Source organism: Streptomyces sp. NPDC031111 (assembly GCF_055570675.1).
In genome coordinates this window covers 1-18,215 of the sequence record NZ_JBVIGS010000047.1, presented here as the reverse complement: position 1 = coordinate 18,215, position 18,215 = coordinate 1, and the positions used below count along the sequence as shown (strand labels likewise).

General features: G+C 69.5%; 17 protein-coding genes and 1 pseudogene. 6 read left to right on the top strand and 12 right to left on the bottom strand.

Annotated elements, in window-relative coordinates; translation table 11 throughout:
• Positions 1-224: 224 nt before the first annotated feature.
• From ACZ470_RS40100 to ACZ470_RS40090, 3 genes are all read left to right on the top strand, one after another.
• Complete coding sequence (locus tag ACZ470_RS40100) at positions 225-464, top strand: winged helix-turn-helix domain-containing protein (RefSeq protein ID WP_468434898.1); 240 nt, start codon at positions 225-227, stop codon at positions 462-464.
• A 231-nt stretch (positions 465-695) separates the two neighbouring features.
• Positions 696-1,037 carry a transposase gene (locus ACZ470_RS40095; RefSeq protein WP_468434897.1) on the top strand — a complete coding sequence of 114 codons (342 nt, stop codon included), beginning with the start codon at positions 696-698 and terminating at the stop codon, positions 1,035-1,037.
• 349 nt (positions 1,038-1,386) lie between these two features.
• Positions 1,387-1,905 (top strand): nitroreductase family deazaflavin-dependent oxidoreductase, encoded by a 519-nt coding sequence (locus ACZ470_RS40090; RefSeq protein WP_468434896.1) that lies wholly within the window; start codon positions 1,387-1,389, stop codon positions 1,903-1,905.
• 154 nt (positions 1,906-2,059) lie between these two features.
• Here the strand turns inward: ACZ470_RS40090 and ACZ470_RS40085 are convergent.
• From ACZ470_RS40085 to ACZ470_RS40045, 9 genes and pseudogenes are all read right to left on the bottom strand, one after another.
• Positions 2,060-2,415 (bottom strand): annotated as a pseudogene (locus ACZ470_RS40085) (transposase); the annotation flags it as partial.
• 54 nt (positions 2,416-2,469) lie between these two features.
• Positions 2,470-2,844 carry a hypothetical protein gene (locus ACZ470_RS40080; RefSeq protein ID WP_468434895.1) on the bottom strand — a complete coding sequence of 125 codons (375 nt, stop codon included), beginning with the start codon at positions 2,842-2,844 and terminating at the stop codon, positions 2,470-2,472.
• Positions 2,841-2,987 carry a hypothetical protein gene (locus tag ACZ470_RS40075; RefSeq protein WP_468434894.1) on the bottom strand — a complete coding sequence of 49 codons (147 nt, stop codon included), beginning with the start codon at positions 2,985-2,987 and terminating at the stop codon, positions 2,841-2,843. Before ACZ470_RS40075 ends, ACZ470_RS40080 begins: the two co-directional genes overlap by 4 nt.
• 187 nt (positions 2,988-3,174) lie before the next feature.
• Entirely contained in the window at positions 3,175-5,070 is a 1,896-nt protein-coding gene (locus ACZ470_RS40070) for a S9 family peptidase (RefSeq protein ID WP_468434893.1), read from the bottom strand.
• A gap of 102 nt (positions 5,071-5,172) precedes the next feature.
• Positions 5,173-6,210, bottom strand: coding sequence for an ABC transporter ATP-binding protein (locus ACZ470_RS40065; protein ID WP_468434892.1), 1,038 nt, complete (start codon positions 6,208-6,210; stop codon positions 5,173-5,175).
• Positions 6,207-7,256: an ABC transporter ATP-binding protein gene (locus ACZ470_RS40060; RefSeq protein ID WP_468434891.1), complete on the bottom strand. Its 1,050-nt coding sequence runs from the start codon at positions 7,254-7,256 to the stop codon at positions 6,207-6,209. Before ACZ470_RS40060 ends, ACZ470_RS40065 begins: the two co-directional genes overlap by 4 nt.
• Positions 7,253-8,176, bottom strand: a complete 924-nt coding sequence (locus ACZ470_RS40055; RefSeq protein WP_468434890.1) for an ABC transporter permease — start codon at positions 8,174-8,176, stop codon at positions 7,253-7,255. The genes ACZ470_RS40060 and ACZ470_RS40055 overlap by 4 nt, the downstream gene beginning before the upstream one ends.
• The gene (locus ACZ470_RS40050; protein ID WP_468434889.1) at positions 8,173-9,261 is read right to left on the bottom strand and encodes an ABC transporter permease; all 1,089 of its coding nucleotides are present in this window, start codon (positions 9,259-9,261) and stop codon (positions 8,173-8,175) included. Before ACZ470_RS40050 ends, ACZ470_RS40055 begins: the two co-directional genes overlap by 4 nt.
• Positions 9,243-10,952 (bottom strand): peptide ABC transporter substrate-binding protein, encoded by a 1,710-nt coding sequence (locus ACZ470_RS40045; RefSeq protein WP_468434888.1) that lies wholly within the window; start codon positions 10,950-10,952, stop codon positions 9,243-9,245. The genes ACZ470_RS40050 and ACZ470_RS40045 overlap by 19 nt, the downstream gene beginning before the upstream one ends.
• 191 nt (positions 10,953-11,143) lie before the next feature.
• Here ACZ470_RS40045 and ACZ470_RS40040 point away from each other — a divergent pair, with 191 nt between their 5' ends.
• Positions 11,144-11,869, top strand: a complete 726-nt coding sequence (locus ACZ470_RS40040) for a TetR/AcrR family transcriptional regulator (protein ID WP_468434887.1) — start codon at positions 11,144-11,146, stop codon at positions 11,867-11,869.
• A 92-nt stretch (positions 11,870-11,961) separates the two neighbouring features.
• Here ACZ470_RS40040 and ACZ470_RS40035 read toward each other — a convergent pair whose 3' ends face one another.
• The 3 genes from ACZ470_RS40035 to ACZ470_RS40025 form a co-directional block, all read right to left on the bottom strand.
• Positions 11,962-13,077 (bottom strand): M20/M25/M40 family metallo-hydrolase, encoded by a 1,116-nt coding sequence (locus tag ACZ470_RS40035; protein WP_468434886.1) that lies wholly within the window; start codon positions 13,075-13,077, stop codon positions 11,962-11,964.
• A 173-nt stretch (positions 13,078-13,250) separates the two neighbouring features.
• Positions 13,251-14,306, bottom strand: coding sequence for a tartrate dehydrogenase (locus tag ACZ470_RS40030; RefSeq protein ID WP_468434885.1), 1,056 nt, complete (start codon positions 14,304-14,306; stop codon positions 13,251-13,253).
• A 57-nt stretch (positions 14,307-14,363) separates the two neighbouring features.
• Positions 14,364-15,359 (bottom strand): LysR family transcriptional regulator, encoded by a 996-nt coding sequence (locus ACZ470_RS40025; protein ID WP_468434884.1) that lies wholly within the window; start codon positions 15,357-15,359, stop codon positions 14,364-14,366.
• Positions 15,360-15,491: 132 nt separating this feature from the next.
• Between ACZ470_RS40025 and ACZ470_RS40020 the strand changes: the two genes are divergently transcribed.
• The gene (locus ACZ470_RS40020; RefSeq protein ID WP_468434883.1) at positions 15,492-16,397 is read left to right on the top strand and encodes an alpha/beta fold hydrolase; all 906 of its coding nucleotides are present in this window, start codon (positions 15,492-15,494) and stop codon (positions 16,395-16,397) included.
• Positions 16,398-16,512: 115 nt separating this feature from the next.
• Positions 16,513-18,078, top strand: coding sequence for a GMC family oxidoreductase (locus ACZ470_RS40015; RefSeq protein ID WP_468434882.1), 1,566 nt, complete (start codon positions 16,513-16,515; stop codon positions 18,076-18,078).
• Positions 18,079-18,215: the final 137 nt, after the last annotated feature.

Below are 18,215 nucleotides of genomic sequence, written 5' to 3'. Positions count from 1 at the left end.
GCGACCATGCGGACCGCACGACGGCGCAGCTCAAGCGGGTAAGGGGAAGGACGTGGCGACTCGATCCTCTCAAATGATCGAGTCCCTACCGAACCCGGAACGGTTCAATCAGCAGCCAGGGTGCCCCGAAGGGCGCGGCGGCCACTCGCTCCGAGCCACATTTGGCAAGCCGCCTTGAGCCACACCCCGCCCTTCCGGGCCACCCAACAACTTACGGAGCCGCCTTGGACCAGGGCGCCCAGGCGCACGGGTTCGAGGCGGATCTGTGGACCTTGGAACGGGTCGGCGTGGTGGTTGAGCGGGTGACCGGGGTGACGTTGGCCCGGGCCTCGGTATGGCGCCTGCTGACCGGGCGGCTGGGATGGAGTTTGCAGCGGCCCAGGCGCCAGGCCGTCGAGCGGGACGAGTCCGAGATCGCCCGATGGGTCGCCCAGGAGTGGCCACGCGTCGAAAGGGGGCGGTGAAGAAACGTGCCTGGATCGTGTTCTTCGACGAATCAGGCGTATCGCTGCTGCCCGAGGTACGTCGCACCTACGCACCCCGCGGCCGCACTCCGCTCTTGCGGCACCGGCTGAACTGGAAACGAGCCGGGATGGCCGCCGCGCTGGGCTATCACGCCGCCGACAGTGGACGCGGCCCGCGGCTGTGCTTCCACCTCAAGGCCGGGCAGCTACGACACCACTTCCCTGATCGAGGTGCTGGAACAGATCAAGACCTTCTACGCCGGTGAGTCGGTGGTGTTGGTATGGGACGGACTGTCCGCCCACTGGAGCCGGGGCATGCGGGCCTGGGCGGCCGAGCAGGACTGGCTCACCCTCGAGCGGCTGCCGGCCTACGCACCCGAACTCAACCCGGTCGAACTGCTGTGGTCGGCCATCAAGACCCGCGAGCTGGCCAACCTCGCCGGCGACCACCTCGCCGATGTCGCTGACGCAGCCGAACGCGGCAGCCACCGAGTCTGCTCCCGCGAGCAACTCCCGTGGTCCTTCCTCACCCACACCGGCCTGACCATTCATCCCCAAACACCACATAACTAACGAAAAACTCAGTAATCGTTCGCTTGACTCGATGCCCTTGCGGCCGATCCGGACGCCGACGCGCTTGCCCCGGAGCCATCTGCGCAGACGCGCGCCCGCAGGAACCCCCCAAGCTCCGCTTTGCTCGCCCACCACGGTGCCAGTGCGGGCGTCGGCCGTGGGTGGACCTGCCAGTACCCAGGCTTCCCGGTCCACCGGTCACGACCGGCCTGGAAGGAAGGCGGATCGTGTCCAACACTGGACCGTGCGGTCGGTGGTCGCGGCAGGCCGACAGCCTTGTCGGCCTGGCGTCTGCGTCTGCCGTGGCAGCACAAGAGGCGCACGCTCCAAGAGGTTCTGGGAGGGACAGATGGCCGACAGCGACACGGACAAGGCCATAGCCGCGTTGCGCGAATCGCATCTCGGCAGTGACCCTGCGGCACTCAGGGCTTTCAACAGAGATGTCGTCGAGGAGTTCCGGGCCAATGGAGGGAAGGTCGGCGGCACTTTCGAGGGCGCCGATGTCCTGCTGCTGGCCATGACGGGCGCCAGGTCCGGGCAGCCGCGGCTCACTCCGCTAGAGTACTTCATGATCGACGGCCGCATCCTCATCCTCGGTACCTATGGCGGTGCGCCGAAGGACCCGGCCTGGGTGCACAACCTTCGCGCGAACTCCGAGGCTCACGTCGAGATCGGGACGGATTCCTACGATGTCGTCGCCCACGAGCTGTCCGGGGACGAGCACCGGAAGCTGTTCGCCGAACTCGTTCGGCTGGCTCCCCGCATCGAGGCCTACCGAACCAGGACCACCCGGCAGTTCCCGATCTTCGAACTGCGGAGGACGGATGGACCGGGACGGCACACGGCATCTGCTCCTTCCCTGTCCTAAGCAAGGAGCAGGCGGCTGCCGTCGGCCGACGACCGGAGCGGACCCGCGTCAGGCGCACGTTCCCGGGACTTGCCCTGTGACACTACCGGTATTGGCTGCCGCCTCGCCCCACTGGGGGATCTGTCAAATGAACGGTGAAACCAGAGTGGTTGGATTACTGGCGAGCGGCTGAGAGCCGACCGTCGAAGGTGATGTCGAAGCCAGTCAGCGCGGTCTTCCAGCGCATGGTCCAGCGGGCCTGGCCCTTGCCGGTGGGGTCGAAGGACATGATCGCCACGTGGACGCACTTCAAAGTGGCTTGCTCGCGGGGGAAGCGACCGCGGGCCTTGACCGCCCGGCGGATGCGATGCACCACCGCAGGTCTGCATGATGGTCTGCGGCCAAGACGGTCTCCACCACCTCGCGCAGGCCCGTCAGGCCGTCGCAGACCATCATGAGCACGTCGTTCACGCCGCGGTGCTTGATCTCGGTGAGGATGTGCAGCCAGTGATTGGCGCCCTCGCTGCCGTCGAAGAGAGACAGCCGGGGTGCTGAATCCCGTTCGTCATCCAGCACCTCGGTATGTCATGCCTGACCGGTATCGATGCGGCTGATCCGGTGCTGGCGACCTCGAACTGCCGGAGCCCGCTTATCTCCCCCCCTGTGGCGTTGCGGTACCGGGCGTACAGGCGCAGCCCCCTCGTTCACCTGCGCGGCCGCCGCGAACCGCACCCCGTCCTCCTCACCGATCAGGCCCACAGGATGCACATCCACCAGCCACGAGATTCCCGCCGCGAGCACGAGGAAGTCCGGAATGTGCGAGCTCTTGCCCTCCGAGGAGGAAAACCGCAGACGGAACGGCTGGGACAGCACCTCGTCGAACCCGCCGACGAAGTCCATGACAGGCAGCAGCCAACGTTCGGCCAGACTCTCGAAGCCGTGCTGCCCGCCGGTCGTCACCAGGCACTCCAGCCCAGGCCGATGACGCTGACCGGTCCGCCAAGAGAACCGCCGCACCGGCACTGGCACGAGAGCGTCGCCAGCCCCGCCGACAGGTCCTTCACCGGGACGATGACCTCGGACTTGCCGGTCTTCCACGCCACTGAACGACGCGGTCGGTCACCGCCGGCACGGAGCACGGGCGGCGACCGACCGGAGCTCAGCCTCGCCCACTTGAAGACCGGCAGGTCCTCGGCACGACAAGCATCGCCCACGCCATGCGGCCGTTGCGGTTCCCCGGTCGTGGTCGGCCGATTCGTTGTCCCGGCGCGCGACGGTGGCGCCGGAGGGTCACACGTAACCGATCGAACCCGGCGGCGGCGCCGTGACCGGCCGCTCGGCCCAGCGCTCTCCGCGGATCGCCTTCGCGACCAACTCCATCATCCGCCCTTGGTCCGCGAGTTCGGAGGTGCGGCTATTGGTCTCGTGGCCACCGCTGAACCATTCCACGGTGACGTCCCCGCCCGCCTTCTCCAGGGCCTGCGCGTACTGGTGGACTTGGCGCGGCGGTGTCCTCGTGTCGTGCGTGCCGGTCGAGATCCACACGGGGGCGCGCACCTGGTCAACGTAAGTAATGGGCGACGCGCGACGGAAAGCCTCGGGGTCGTCTTCCGGATCGGCGTGGAAGAAGGAGCGGCAGGCGCTGCGCAGCGCGGGGTTCATGTCCGCGTAGGCGGCGAGCCAGTCCGCCATCGGTACAAAGGCCAGTGCTCCGGCGAAGAGGTCAGGCAGGCGGCCGAGGGACAGCAGGGACAGGTAACCGCCGTAGGAGGCACCGGAGATGAAGATCCGCTCGGGATCGGCGATACCCTCGTGGACCAGCCAGCGCACTGAGGCCTCGATGTCCTCCAGTTCCCGCTCGCCGATCGTGTGCCAGAACCCCTCGCGGAAGCGGCGGCCGAAGGTCTGCGAACCGCGGTAGTTGACGGCCGCGTAGGCGAATCCTTCCGCGAGCCAGGCCTGGGCCTCGGGGGTGTAGCGATCGACGGTGACCAGTTGGGGTCCGCCATGGACGCTGAGCAGGATGGGCGCGGGCCCTTCCGTACCCGGAGGACGGCCCGCCCACAGTTGTACGGGAGTTCCGTCGAGGGAGCGGATGGTGTGGGAGGCCAGCGAGACGCCGGCCGGGCGCAGGGGCGGTGTCCAGACGGGCGTGACGGCGCCGGTGGCCCGGTCCTCGCGCAGGAGGGTGAGAGGAAGGTCGAAGCGCTGGTGGAGCAGCCGCGGTTGACCGTCGGCGCCGTAGTGGGAGGCCCAGTAGTCGGGGTGGGCGTCTGCGATGTCGGCCTCGAAGAAGGCGCCCGCCGGGTGGTCGACCGCGCGGAGCCACCCGCTGTCCGGCTCCCACTCCAGGACGTGGTGTACCCCGTGGTCGACGTGGACCAACAGGACGTATGCGGCGTCGTCGGACCAGTCGAGCGGCACGATGTCGCCGTCCAGGTGCTCGGCGTTCAGGTCGATGCGGGAGCCGTCGGTGAAGGACCATACGCAGGGGCGCTGGTGGCCGGATCGCTCGGTGGAGACGAGCAGCCGGTCGTCACCCGGTACGGGCGAGAACCGGATGCCGCGCACGGGTGCCTCGGGTCCGTCGGACAAGGTGCGGGCGGTCTCCTGCGGGGTGTCGGCGGTGGTGCTGAGGACCGTCGCGGCGAAGCGCCGCAGGCCGGGGTTGTGGTCCGTGGTGTCGACGCTCGCCCAGCGGCCGTCGGCGGAGACACGGGCGTTCCAGGCCTCTGCCGTCGAGCCGAACAGCCGGCGGGGCGGTCGGCCTCCGTCGGTGTCGACCAGCCAGAGCGTGAAGCCGTCGTCGGCCACCGCGGACAGCACGGCGAGGGCGCCGGTACGGGCGACGTCGATGCCTCGCAGCGTGTACGGCGGGAGGCCGGGCGTCAGGTCGGTGCCGGAGCCGCCGTCGACCGGCAGGGACCACAGGTGGCCCATCTCAGAGCCTTTGTCGTCGAGGAGGTTGAGGACGGCCCGTCCGTCGCCGGACAGGACCGCGTTGCGGGGGTCGCCGTAGGCGCCCGCCACGGGCCGGGTGACGTCCCGGACAGCGTCCCAGACCGTGAGGAAAGGGCCGTCGGGGCCGTCGTGCACCATGAGTTCGAGGTCCTCTCCAGCGCCGCGTCCGCGGCGGGAGGAGACGCACTGCCGGGCGTCGAAGAACCGCTGCCAGTAGTGGGTCACTGCCAGACTCCTTGGATTTCGCCGTACGCCGGGGGTCGTACGGGTGGGGGCGTGCGAGTCGGAGATCGCGCCGTCAGGAGGTCGTACGCGCGGCCGTCGGTGTCACGTCCCGGTGGGCGGGTGGCTGCCGGGGGCCACGGGCGTTGCGGGCTCGGGGAAGTGGCAGGCGACCCGGTGACCCGCGGCGGTGTCTCGGAGGACGGGCGTCTGCTGACCGCAGATCTCCTGCGCCTTCCAGCAGCGGGTGCGGAACCGGCAGCCGGACGGCGGGCTCTGCGGGCTGGGGGCGTCGCCCTGGAGCACGATGCGGCGACGGGCCCGCTCGGCGCGCGGATCCGGGATCGGGACCGCTGACAGCAGCGCCTGGGTGTAGGGGTGGTGCGGGGTGCGGTACAGCGCGTCGGCGGGCCCGCTCTCGGCGATCCGGCCGAGGTACATCACGGCGATCTCGTCGCTGATCTGACGCACCACCGCCAGGTCGTGGGCGATGAAGAGGTAGGTGAGGCCGAGCTCCCGCTGGAGGTCCTGGAGCAGGTTGATGACGCTCGCCTGCACGCTGACGTCCAGCGCGCTCACCGGTTCGTCGAGGACGAGGACCTCCGGTTCGACGGCGAGGGCGCGGGCGATCCCGATACGCTGGCGCTGTCCGCCGGAGAACTGGCTGGGGTAGCGCCGGGCGTGGTCGGGGTCGAGGCCGACCTGCGCGAGGAGTTCGCGGACCCGCTCGGCCCGGCGGGCACGGTGCAGGCGGTGGATGCGCAGGGGTTCGACGAGGATCTGCTCAACGGTCATCCGGGGGTCGAGCGAGGAGTACGGGTCCTGGAAGACGAGCTGGATCTGCTTGCGCAGCCGGGTGATGTCGTCGCCCCTGGCCCGGGTGATGTCGAGGCCGTTGACCAGGGCCCGACCACCAGCCGGCTGGACGAGGCGGACCAGGCAGCGGCCAAGGGTGCTCTTGCCGCAGCCGGTCTCGCCCACCAGGCCGAGGGTGCGGCCCCGGCCGATCGCGAGGTCGACGCCGGACACGGCCTGGACCGCGCCAGCGCGTCGGCCGGTGCGGTACTCGGCGACCAGGTCCTGGACGTGCACCGCGGGCGCGTCCGTCTTCGGTACGGCGACCGTCGACGTCTTCGTCTTCATCGCGGGTCCCCTTCCCCTTCGGTGGTGCGGGCGATCTCGTGCGCCCTGACGCACGCCGTGGTGTGCAAATCGGACACCCGGACCGCGGCCGCGGTCTCGCTGCCGCAGACCTCGGGCAGGGTGTGGGCGCAGCGGGGCTGGAACGGGCAGCCGCGCGGGCGGCGGCCGGGCGGGTCGGGCTGACCCGGAATCTGGGTGAGCCGGGGGACGCGCCGGTCGATCCGCGGGAGGGCGTCCAGCAGGGCTCGCGTGTAGGGGTGCGCGGGCCGGTAGAAGACCGACTCGACATCGCCGCTCTCCAGGCTGCGACCGCCGTACATGACCATGACGCGGTCCGCGACGCCCGCGACGACGCCGAGGTCGTGGGTGATGAGCAGCACCGAGGTGCCGGTGCGTTCCTGTACGTGGCGCAGGACGTCGAGGATCTGGGCCTGTACGGTCACGTCGAGGGCCGTGGTCGGTTCGTCGGCGATGAGCAGGTCGGGTTCGTTGGCCATGCCGATGGCGATCATGACGCGTTGGCGCATGCCGCCGGAGAACTCGTGCGGGTAAGCGTGCAGCCGGGTCCGAGGCGCGGGGATGCCGACGAGTCCGAGGAGGTCGGCGGCGCGTTCGGTGAGGGCGTCTCGGCCGAGGCCGGGGTCGTGGACGGCGACTGCCTCGGTGATCTGGTCGCCGACCGTCATCATGGGATTCAGCGCGGCCAGGGCGTCCTGGAAGATGATGCTGATCTGTCGCCCTCTCACCGCGCGCAGTTCCCGCTCGGGCAGGCCGAGCAGTTCCCGTCCCCGGAAGCGGAGCGAGCCGCTGACCCGCGCGGACGGCGGGAGCAGGCCCATCAGGGCCATGGCCGTCGCGCTCTTGCCCGAGCCGGACTCACCGACGAGGGCGAGCGTCTCGCGTTCGAGCACGTCGAAGGAGAGACGTTCCACGGCGGTGGCGTGACCTGTGTCGGTCCGGTACTCGACCGTCAGGTCACGGACGGAGAGCAGGTCGGTGGCGGTGTCCGGCCGGTCGTTGCCGGTGTCGGAGGAGAGGGAGGTCATGACTGCCTGCTCTGCTGGTCGAAGGCGTCTCGCAGTCCGTCGCCCAGGAAGTTGACTGCGAGGACGGTGAGGAGGATGGCCACGCCGGGCGCGTACAGCAGGTAGTCCTTGGGTGTGCCGACGAGTCCGGCGGCCTGGTTGAGGAGGTTGCCCCAGCTGGACTGGGGCGGCTGGATACCGAAGCCGAGGAAGCTGAGCGTGGACTCCAGGATGATCGCGGCGGCCACCGCGAGGGAGGCGTTGACGATGATCACGCCGATCAGGTTCGGCAGCAGGTGCCGTAGGACGATCTGGGTCCGGGAGGCGCCGAGCACCTGCGCGGCCTGCACGTACTCCTTCTCCCGGAGGCTGATGACCTGGGAGCGCACGACGCGCGCGATCACGGTCCAGCCGAGTCCGGCGAGGACGAGCACGATGGTCGCGGGCGAGGGGCTGAGAGTCTGCATGGCGAGCGCGAGGAGGGCGATGGCGGGGATGACGAGGAAGAGGTCGGTAATCCGCATGATCACTTCGTCGATCCAGCCACCCAAGAGTCCGGAGACCGCGCCGACGAGGGTACCGACGGCGGTCGACAGGAAGGCGACGCCGAGGCCGACGGTCAGGGAGAGCTGGCCGGCGTAGAGGAGTTCGGTGAGGTAGTCGCGGCCGAGGTCGTCGGTTCCGAGCCAGTGCTCCGAGGAGGGGGGCTGGGCTCCGGTGAGGATGTCCTGGGCGTTGCGCGGATGGGGGGCGATCCCCGCCGCTCCGTAGCAGCAGACCATGAGCGCCAGCAGGATCAACAGGCCGATCACGGCCAGGCGGTGACGCAGGAACCGTTCGGCGACGATCCGCCGTCGGCTCTTGTCGGCGGGCAGGTGCGCCGGCGGGAGCGGGGACTCCGTGGGCGGTGGTGGCGCCGAGTGGGGGATGGGTGTGGTCATCGCAGGGTCACTCTCGGGTCGAGCAGCGCGTATCCGAGGTCGGCCGCCAGGTTGAACAGGACCATCGCCAGCGCCACGATCAGCATCCACGGCAGGAGCACGTACACGTCGCCGGCCAGCAGGGAGTCGAGGAACAGTCGGCCCATGCCGGAGATGGCGAAGATCTGCTCGGTGACGACGAGGCCGCCGATCAGCAGGGCGGTGTCGGCGGCGACGACGGTGACGAAGGGTGCCAGGGAGTTGCGCAGAGCGTGCCGGAAGAAGATACGGCGTGGGGGCACCCCCTTGGCGCGGGCGGTCTTCACATAGTCGCTGTGCAGGGCTTCGAGCATGGAGGCCCTGCTGAAGCGGGACCAGCTGGCGATCAGCCCGACCGTGAGTGTCATGACCGGTAGGACCAGGTGCCGGAAATAGTCGGCGTTGACGCCGCTCATGCCCGGCGAGTGCAGGCCGACGAAGTACAACAGGGGCTGCTCGAGCCCGAATTGTTCGCGCGGCCAGATGGCGAACACCTGGATGAGCAAGAGGCCGAGCCAGAAGGCGGGCATGGCCACGCCCAGGTAGGACAGCCCCGTGAGCAGGTGGTCGCCCACGGAGTACTGGCGGGCCGCCGAGTAGGTGCCGATCGCGAGGGCGACGACCACGGCGAACAGCACGGCCCAGCCGATCAGTTGGAGGGTGGTGCCGAGGGCGGAGCCGATCATGGCCTGGGCGCGGTCGCCGGTGCGTGTGCTGACGCCCCAGTCGCCGGTGACGAAGGCCTTCATCCACAGCCCATACTGTTCGAGGACCGGCCGGTCGAGGCCGAGGCGGGCGGATTCGCGGGCGAGGACGCCGGGGTCGCGGGCTTGGCGCAGCTTGGTGAGCGGGTCGAAGGTGGAGCGGACGGCCCAGAAGAAGATGAACGAGGCGACGAGGACGACGGGAACCGAGTACGCCAGCCGACGGGCCGCATAGTGGAGCATCTGCCGGGACCGGCCCGCCCGGCCGCGGCGTTGTGCACCGCGGCCTTCGGGGTCCCGGCCCTCGGGGGCCTGGGGCGCGGGGGCGGCCCGTAGTGCCGCCATCACTTCGCGACTCCCCATTCGGCGAGGTTCCACCAGGGGCCTTCGCTCGGGTTGTTGCTGAGCGGGCCGCCCACGCGGTCGCTCCACAGGAGGATGTTCGGGACGGTACCGAGCGGGATCGCGGGCACCTCGTCGGCGAGGATCTTGTCCGCCTGGCGAGAGGCGTCGACACGCTTCTTCGGGTCGGTCTCGCGGTCGACGGTGGCGAGCAGCGGGTCGAGGCCGTCGATCCGGGAGCGGACGAAGTTGAGCCCGGAGCCGCCGTTGGCCTCGGTGGGGATGGAGGTGCTGCTGAAACTGTTGCTCAGGGTGGGGTCGGGGAAGGTGTCGACGATCGTCCACAGCCCCATCTGGTAGTTGCCGGCGGGTGCCTGCTTGCCGAACAGGTCGGCCGGAGTGGTGTTCTTGATGGTCATCCGGAAGCCGGCCTGCTCGAGCTGAGTCTGGAGGATCTGCTCGGTGAGTTCGCGCCGCTTGTTGCCGGCGAGGGAGACGATGGTGAACTCCGCCCGGCGGCCGTCCTTGGCCCAGATGCCGTCGCCGTCCCTGGCCCAGCCGTCCGCCTTCATCGCCTTGTCGACGGCCTGGAGGTCCCGGGTGTAGCGGGAGAAGTCCGTGCCGGCGTAGGAGGAGAGGATCGGAGTGAGGAAGCTCTGGGCGGGCTTGTCCACGCCGAGGGATCCGTAGAGCTTCTTGACAATGGCGGTGCGGTCGATGGCGTAGGCGACGGCGCGGCGCACGTCGACGGAATCGAAGGGGAACTTCTCGTTGTTCATCCAGATCGCCTCCAGGTTGCCCGTCTCGGCGTCGATCTGCCGCCGGGTGCCCGAAGCGGTCTGGTTGAGCTGTTCGGCGACATCGAGCTGCGGCGTCGGGAAGAGGGCATCGACCTGGCCGCTCTTGAAGGCCTGGAAGGCGCCGGCGGTGTCGGTGGTGAACTGGAAGGTGACCTTGTCGGGCTTCGGCTTGGGGCCCCAGTAGCGGTCGTTGGGGACGAGGGTGACCGAGACGCCCTTCTTCCAGGACTGGATCTTCCAGGGGCCGCCGCTGAAGGAGTAGCCGTCCTTCATGATCGCGTTGCGGTTCTTGCCCTTGAGCAGGTGCTCGGGCAGAACTCCGTAGAGCGAGCTGAACAGGGTGCGCCAGCCGCCGTAGTTCTCACGCAGAGCGACCACGGCTGTCTTGGCGTCGGGCGTCTCGATCTTGCTGATCTTGTCGTAGCCGGTCTTGTCGAGGACGTCCTTGCCGTCGCGGATCTGCAGCGCGGTGTACTTCAGGTCGGCCGAGGTGATCGGCTCACCGTCGGACCAGACCGCGTCGGGCGCGATGCGGTACGTGATCCGCTGCGGGCCGCTGGTGGTCGTGGTCGGCTCACCGGCCATCATCGGGGAGGCGACAGGCACCCAGGCGTCGCCAGAACGCCTGACCTCGAATACCTTCGGGATCGTGGTCGTCCGCATCAGGTAGTCGCCCCAGATGGAGCCGCTGCAGACGGAGATCCAGTCGGCGCAGTCCGGTTCCTGCTCGGCGCCGATGACCAGACTTCCGCCCTCCTTGACCGGCACCACGGGGTTCGCAGTGGCCCCGGCCCGGCCGTCGCCCGAGGACGTGCATCCCGCGAGCACGACGCCCAGCGACAGGGCGGCTGCTGCGGTGGCCCTCCGGGACGCCACGAGTGTCCGCGCGTGGCCGTTCTTCTGTTGGTCCATCGCCATCGCCTTCCCTGCATACGGCCCTGTTGGGCGCGATTCGGCCTCATCGTAGGGAGCGGAATCAGCCATAGCAAGAGGTATCGACAATTACATAGTCAATGACGATGACTTGCTTCGTGAGTCAGGCTTCAGGCAGAGTCGTCCTAGCTGGGGATTCCATCGCCCCGCCGGACGGAGAGAAGGCCCTGATGAGCACGAGCCAGGACGGGAAGCGCTCGACGGCGAAGAAGCCGAGGCCCGGACGGCGGGCCCGTCACAGCCTGAGCCGGGAACGGATCCTGGAGGCCGCGGAAGCAATTGCCATGCGGGACGGTCTCGACGGTCTGACCTTCCAGGCCCTGGGCAAGGAGCTCGAAGCCCATCCGACCTCGATCTACCGGCACTTCCGCGACAAGGACGAACTAGTCCTCGAACTGATCGACAGCCTGCGTTCGGGTTCCTACGGCGGGCAGTTGGAAGCCACCGACTCCTGGCGCGACGACATGCGCAGCATGGCCCGGCACATCCATGATCACTACCTGCGCTATCCCCAGTTCGCTCTCCAGATGGCGGCACGCACCACACGCCGGCCCGCCGAGTTCCGGAACGTGGAGTTCGCGCTGGACGCGCTGGTACGGGCCGGCCTGCCGCCGGAGGAGGCCACGTCGACGATGCGGGTCTTCGGCAACGTCATCCGCGCGCTGTCCAGCATGGAGTCGGGGCTGCATGCGCTGGATGCCGAGACCCGGCGCGGTGACGCGCTGGCCTGGGAGGTCGAGTACCGCAGCCTCGACCCGGAGGTCTATCCGCGCATCGCCTCGATGAGCGACCATCTGACCGCCATCGGCGACCCGCACGTATTCGACCAGGCGGTGGAGATGCTCCTCGACGCCGTCGAGGCACGGGTAGCGGCCCGGTCCGCACCGGCGTCCTGACCTGTCGGACGTGCGCCCGGAGCCGCTCCCGTATGCCAGGCGGGGGCCCGTCGGCCATCCCGCCCCGGCCGGCGGCCCCCCGCCCGACACCCCTACCTCGGGCAGGCGTGGGCGCGGATCAGGGCGGCGACCAGCGCAGCCCGCTCCCGCACGGAGCCGGCGTCCACCCATTCGTCGTGCCCGTGCGCCCCGCCGCCGCCCGGCCCCAATCCGTCGAGGGTGGGGATGCCGAGCGCCGCGGTGAAGTTCCCGTCGGACGCGCCGCCCACCCTGGCCTCGGTCACCGGTGACAACCCCTCCGCCCGGGCGAGCGTCCGTGCCATGTCCAGCAGATCGGCGGACATGCGGTGTTCGAGGGGGAAGCGGTTGATGCCACCCGTGAGTTCGAGGCGGGAGCCGCGGGTACGAGACCGCAGGGTCCGGAGGCCCTTCTCCACCCGTATCAGCTCGTCGCGGTGCCATGCCCGTACGTCGATCTCGACCGACGCGCTCTCTGGGATCGTGTTCCTGGTGCTTCCCGACCTGCTGACGGTCGGCGTGACGGTGGTCCCCTCGTCGGGGTCGCCCAGGGCGTCGATCGCAAGCACCTGGTGGGACAGTTCGACCAGGGCGTTCACCCCACGCTCCGGCTCCAGGCCCGCGTGGGCCGCCCGTCCCTTCACTGTGACCTCGAACATGGCGCCGCCCTTGCGCGCGGTCTTGAGCGCCCCGTCCAGGCTGGGCTCCAGGACGAGCACGGCGGAGCAGTCCCGCGCCACGTCCTCGATGAGGTTGCGCGAGGTGAGGGAGCCGCGCTCCTCGTCGCCCGTCACGAGCAGCCGGACGTGGCCGGTGTCGCCGGCGAGCCCCAGCGCTTCGAGGGCGAGCACGAGCCCGGACTTCATGTCGAACACACCGGGCCCGGTGACCCGCTCGCCGTCGACTTCGAACGGCCGGTCGGCGAGGGTGCCCAGCGGCCACACGGTGTCGGCGTGACCGAGCAACAGGACCGGCGGGACCCCGGACCTCGCCTTCTCCTCCCGGTACAGGTGAGGCACGCCCTTACGGACCTCGCGGTGGAACGTGCCCAGCAGCCCGTCGGACCACTCCCTCAGCAGCTCGTAGGTCGCGTCCAGTCCTGGCGCGTGGCCTGTCGGGGTCTCGATTTCGACAAGTCGATGCAGCCGGGTGAGGAACTGCTCAAGCTCGTGTCCGGTGCCTGGTTTCACAGTGCATCCTTCGCGCGGGGGCCTGGGGGCGAGGTGGAGGCCTCTGGAAGGAGGGCGTGCCAAGGTCGCGGCACTCTTGACGGAGCCCTCCCCGCTGCGCACCTCACGACGTTAGTCTATGGCATTGACTACAAGCATTGCCACAGTGCCTGCCACCCGCCCGCGCTCGCCGCTCAGAGGAACGTGATCAGGGCCTCTGTGAACTCGTCGGTGGTGGCCGCGCCGCCGAGGTCGGGGGTGCGCACCGGCGTCTGCGCGAGGACAGCCGCGATCGCCGCGGTGATCCGCCCGGCCGCCTCGGCGTGCCCAAGGTGCTCCAGCATCATGGCGGCGGACCAGATGGCCCCCAACGGATTGGCGACGCCCCGCCCGGCGATGTCGGGGGCGGACCCGTGCACCGGTTCGAACATGGACGGGAACTCGCCCTCCGGATTCAGATTGGCCGCCGGGGCGATCCCAATGCTGCCGGCCAGTGCGGCGGCCAGGTCGCTCAGGATGTCGCCGAAGAGGTTCGATGCCACGACGACGTCGAAGCGGTCAGGGGCTAGGACGAATTTGGCGGCCAGCGCGTCGATGTGCTCCTGTTCCCAGCTCACGCCGGGGTGCAGCGCGGCACGCTCGGCCACCCGCTCGTCCCAGAAGGGCATCGTGTGCACGATGCCGTTGGACTTTGTCGCCGAGGTCAGCATGCCCCGGCGCGCCGCCGCGAGGTCGAACGCGTAGTCGAGCAACCGGTCCACGCCCTTGCGGGTGAAGACGGCTTCCTGGACCGCCATCTCCTCCGGCAGCCCCCGGTTCAGCCGGCCGCCGATCTCGCTGTACTCGCCCTCGACGTTCTCCCGGACGATGGCGAAGTCGACCCCGCCAGCCGCCGCGTCGCGCAGAGGGCTCGGGACGCCGTCGAAAACCCGGATCGGCCGCAGGTTGACGTACTGCTGAAAGGTGCGCCGGATGGGGATAAGAAGCCCCCACAGCGAGACATGGTCCGGGACACCGGGATAGCCGACCGCGCCAAGCAGGATGGCGTCGTAGGCGCGCAGGGTGTCGAGGCCGTCGGCCGGCATCATCGCGCCCTCGGCGGCGTACCGCTCGCAGGACCAGTCGAAGGAGTCGTAGGCGAGCCGGAGACCGTGGCGGGACGCAACCTGGTCGAGGACGCGGCGGGCGGCCGGAATGACCTCGGTGCCGATGCCGTCGCCAGGGACGAGGGCGATGCGATGGTTCTTCATGACCTGGATTCCAGCAACGGCGCCGGGCCGGCGTCCAAGTCCTTCTGCTCATGGCTCTTATAGGGCATGCCTATGGGTGGGCCGACGGTCGTGGCCGAGGGATGGCGCCCGGTCAGGAGGGTCCGTCCGATCGGAAGGGGCTGCCTCGTCCGGAGGGCGTGCCTTGCCGGGCCCGTCCGTCGCGTCGGCGGTGGCGCGGTCGAGGAAGGCGCGGGCCGCCGGGGTGAGCGCGGTCGGCCGGCTAACCAGGGCGACGTGGAGAAGCGTGCAGGGCTCCAGATCGAGGACGCGGGCACCGGCCCGCTCTGCGATGTCCCGCCAGGCCTCGGTGACGACGGCCAGGCCGACGCCCCGCAGAACCAGCGGCAGGATCGCGACCCGGTGCTCCGTTTCCACCGCGACCGTCAGTGCGACCCCCTCGGCGCGCAGTGCGTCGACGTAGGTCCGCATGCCGGTCCCCTGTTGTCCGACGACCAGTCGGTGACCGGCCAACTCCTCGCGCCGGACTGGTACGCCGGGCGGAAACGGCCCGTCGGGCCGGGTGAGCAGGACGAAGCGCTGCCCGCGCAGCGGGTGCACCCGAAGGTGGGAGGGCACGGGGGTGGGCGAGGCCAGGAGCCCCAGCTCGCACACACCCGTGCGTACCATCCGGGTGACGTCCTCGGGGGTGAAGGCGGCCCGCATCCTGACCGACACCCCCGGATAGGCCTCGGTGAAGCGCCGGACCATGCCAGTCAGTGGCTCGATCGACTGCGAGGGCATGGTCGCGATCTCCACCCGGCCACCGCGCAGACCGTGCACCGACTCGACGCTCGCGCGGGCCAGCTCCAGGCTCCGGACCGCGGCCCGCGCCGGTTCGATGAGGGCGGTGCCTGCGTCGGTGAGGACAGCCCGGCGCCCGATGCGGTGGAAGAGGTCGCTGCCGAGGTCCCGTTCCAGGGAGCGGATGGACTGGGAGAGGGAGGGCTGCGAAAGGTAGAGGGCGCTCGCGGCCCGGTTGAAACCGCCGTGATCCACGACGGCCAGGAAGTACTCCAGTTGCCGGACGTCCACCGCGCACCCTCCTCCGCCGCCGGGCGCCCACTGACCCACGCCTCGGACAGGCGCGCCTGATAGGCACCGCCTATATAGATTGTCAGCAAGAGGTCTTGGACGGGTACCAGGGCGACCTGCTGGGATCAGGGCATGAATGGTCTCCTGCCCGAGGGGTTCGCCAGGCGCACCGTGGACGCCGACGGCGTGCGCATCAACGTCCGCACGGCCGGGGACGGGCCTCCGGTGCTCCTCCTGCACGGCTATCCGCAGACGCACCTGATCTGGCACCATGTGGCCCCGCGTCTGGCCGAGACGCACACCGTCGTCCTGACGGACCTACGCGGCTACGGCGACAGCGACAAGCCGCCGTCGGACGCCGGGCACGGTCCGTATGCCAAGCGTGCGATGGCGCTCGACCAGCTCACGGTGATGCGGACCCTGGGGTTCGACCGCTTCGCTGTGGTCGGCCACGACCGCGGCGGCCGGGTCGGCCACCGCCTGGCCCTGGACCATCCGGACGCGGTGTCCGCGCTGGCGGTCCTGGACATCGTCCCGACGCGCCACGCCTACCGGCACGCCGACGCCACGTTCGCGGGCGGCTACTACCACTGGTTCTTCCTGACTGCGGGCAACTCGATCCCGGAGCATCTCATCGGCGGGGACCCGGAGTTCTGGATCCGCGCCCGGATAGAGGCCCGCCATCACGGCGGCACCCCGTTCAGCCCGGCGGCGATGGCGGAGTACGTCCGCTGCTTCTCCGATCCGGCCGCGATCCACACCTCCTGCGAGGACTACCGCGCGGCGGCCTCGGTGGACCTCGTCCACGACGACGCCGACGCCGACGCCGGACGACGGCTCACCTGCCCGGTCCTCGCCCTGTGGGGCGGGCACAGCTTCGTCGGCCGCCACTACGACGTCCTGGCGGCCTGGCGCGGCTACGCCGACGATGTACGAGGCGAGGCGCTGGACTGCGACCACTACCTGCCGGAAGAGGCCCCCGACCAGACTACGGAGCTCCTGCAGAGGTTTCTCCCGCCGGACCCGGTTCCCCGCTGAGCGGTCGGTCCGGGCAGGACGCGCACCACGACCTTACCCCTAGCCGCCCGCTGCCGAGTGAGGTATGGAAGGTATGCTCACGGCGCGGGGTGACACGAGTTCTCGGGTGGGGCAGATGCGGAAGTCGGGCTGGGATGTCGTCGTCGTGGGGGCGGGCTCGGCCGGCTCGGTGCTGGCGGCTCGTACCGCCGCCCGGGGCAAACGGGTGCTGTTGTTGGAGGCTGGCCCCGACTGTCGCTCGGCGGAGCTGCCGGAAGCCTGGCGGTCACCAAATCCCATGGTCGCTCTGTCGGACCTCGCTACCTCGGCGGGCATGCTCTGGTGGGACGTGACCTCGTCGCGGACCGACAAACAGCCACCCCTTCTGTATGCGCGTGGCCGGGGAGTCGGAGGCAGCTCGGTCGTCAACGGCCAGATCGCGATCCGGCCCCCGATGGAGGACTTCGAGGACTGGGCTCGCCTCGGCTGCGAGGGTTGGGCTCCTCACGAGGTCATGCCGTACTTCGTCAGGCTCGAGGACGACGAGGTGTTCGGAGACCTGCCCTATCACGGCCGCGGCGGCCCGACCCCCATCCACCGCACACCACAGGTGGCCTGGGGCTCCGTGGACCGCGCGCTGGTCGAAGCATCCCTCGCCGCTGGCTTCCCGTGGGAGGCGGACGCCAACGCACCAGGTGCCTGCGGCGTATCCCCTTACCCGATGAACTCGCGTGGCGGGCGGAGAGTCAGCGTCAACGACGGTTACCTTGAGCCCGTACGTGGCTTGGAGAATCTCACCGTCCGAGGTGACGCCCTTGTGGACACGGTGGTCTTCGAGGGACAACGTGCCGTCGGAGTCCGCGTGGTCGTCGACGGACGGACGGTTGTTCAGTACGCGGATGAGGTCGTACTGAGCGCGGGAGCGGTCCACTCCCCAGCCGTGTTGATGCGTTCGGGCTTCGGCCCCGCTCAGCGGCTGCGGGCCCTGGGGATAGAGGTGCGGCAGGATCTCCCGGTGGGACTCGGTATGCAAGACCATCCGATCGCCCTGCTCTCCTTGCCGCTACTGTCCACACATACCATCTCCTCCCCCCACGACCGGCACACCAACGTCTGCGTACGGTGGTCGAGCGTCAGCGGAACGCATAGGAACGACCTGCTCCTCATCGCACTCAACCAGGACGTCTGGGCCATGGCCGCAGGCAACGCCGGGACACGGGCAGGGGCGCTCGGCGTCATCCTGAATAAGGCCCATTCGCGCGGTGACCTCACTCTCGTGTCGACCGACCCGTCCGTCCAGCCTCGGATCGCCGAACGGATGCTTTCCGATGAGCGTGACCTATCGGTACTGCGCGAAGGCGTTCGTACCGCCGTCGAAGTGAGCGGCCACGAGGGCGTCTCCCGTCTGTTGTCCCAACCTCTGCGGGAGGCCAACCAGCCACTGTTCGATGCCTTGTCGAGCGACCGCGCTCTGGACGACTACCTGCTGTCCACCGTCGCAGACGTCCAGCACGGCACGAGCACGTGCCGGATGGGTGCGCCCGACGCCGCAGGCACGGTCGTCGACTCCTCATGCCGAGTCCTGGGAACGGAAGGGCTGCGCGTAGTGGATGCCTCTGTTTTCCCCTCAGTGCCCCGAGCCAACACGAACCTAACGACGATCATGCTGGCGGAACGCATGTCGGACCGGCTTGATGACTGACGGTGGAGGAACGCAGCATCGCTCCGGGGCCAGGTCAGCGATCTAGTACTCCAGTGAGAAATCGTTGCCTGCGCTGGTCGGTTTCGGTGTTCCGAGCATGGTGGGGATAGATGAAGCTGGTTTGTGGGCTGAGGAGT

Coding starts and splice junctions, on each gene's coding strand:
- ACZ470_RS40090 (WP_468434896.1), top strand. CDS start 1,387: ATGGCCGACAGCGACACGGACAAGGCCATAGCCGCGTTGCGCGAATCG.
- ACZ470_RS40040 (WP_468434887.1), top strand. CDS start 11,144: ATGAGCACGAGCCAGGACGGGAAGCGCTCGACGGCGAAGAAGCCGAGG.
- ACZ470_RS40015 (WP_468434882.1), top strand. CDS start 16,513: ATGCGGAAGTCGGGCTGGGATGTCGTCGTCGTGGGGGCGGGCTCGGCC.
- ACZ470_RS40020 (WP_468434883.1), top strand. CDS start 15,492: ATGAATGGTCTCCTGCCCGAGGGGTTCGCCAGGCGCACCGTGGACGCC.
- ACZ470_RS40030 (WP_468434885.1), bottom strand. CDS start 14,306: ATGAAGAACCATCGCATCGCCCTCGTCCCTGGCGACGGCATCGGCACC.
- ACZ470_RS40045 (WP_468434888.1), bottom strand. CDS start 10,952: ATGGACCAACAGAAGAACGGCCACGCGCGGACACTCGTGGCGTCCCGG.
- ACZ470_RS40055 (WP_468434890.1), bottom strand. CDS start 8,176: ATGACCACACCCATCCCCCACTCGGCGCCACCACCGCCCACGGAGTCC.
- ACZ470_RS40060 (WP_468434891.1), bottom strand. CDS start 7,256: ATGACCTCCCTCTCCTCCGACACCGGCAACGACCGGCCGGACACCGCC.
- ACZ470_RS40065 (WP_468434892.1), bottom strand. CDS start 6,210: ATGAAGACGAAGACGTCGACGGTCGCCGTACCGAAGACGGACGCGCCC.
- ACZ470_RS40050 (WP_468434889.1), bottom strand. CDS start 9,261: ATGGGGAGTCGCGAAGTGATGGCGGCACTACGGGCCGCCCCCGCGCCC.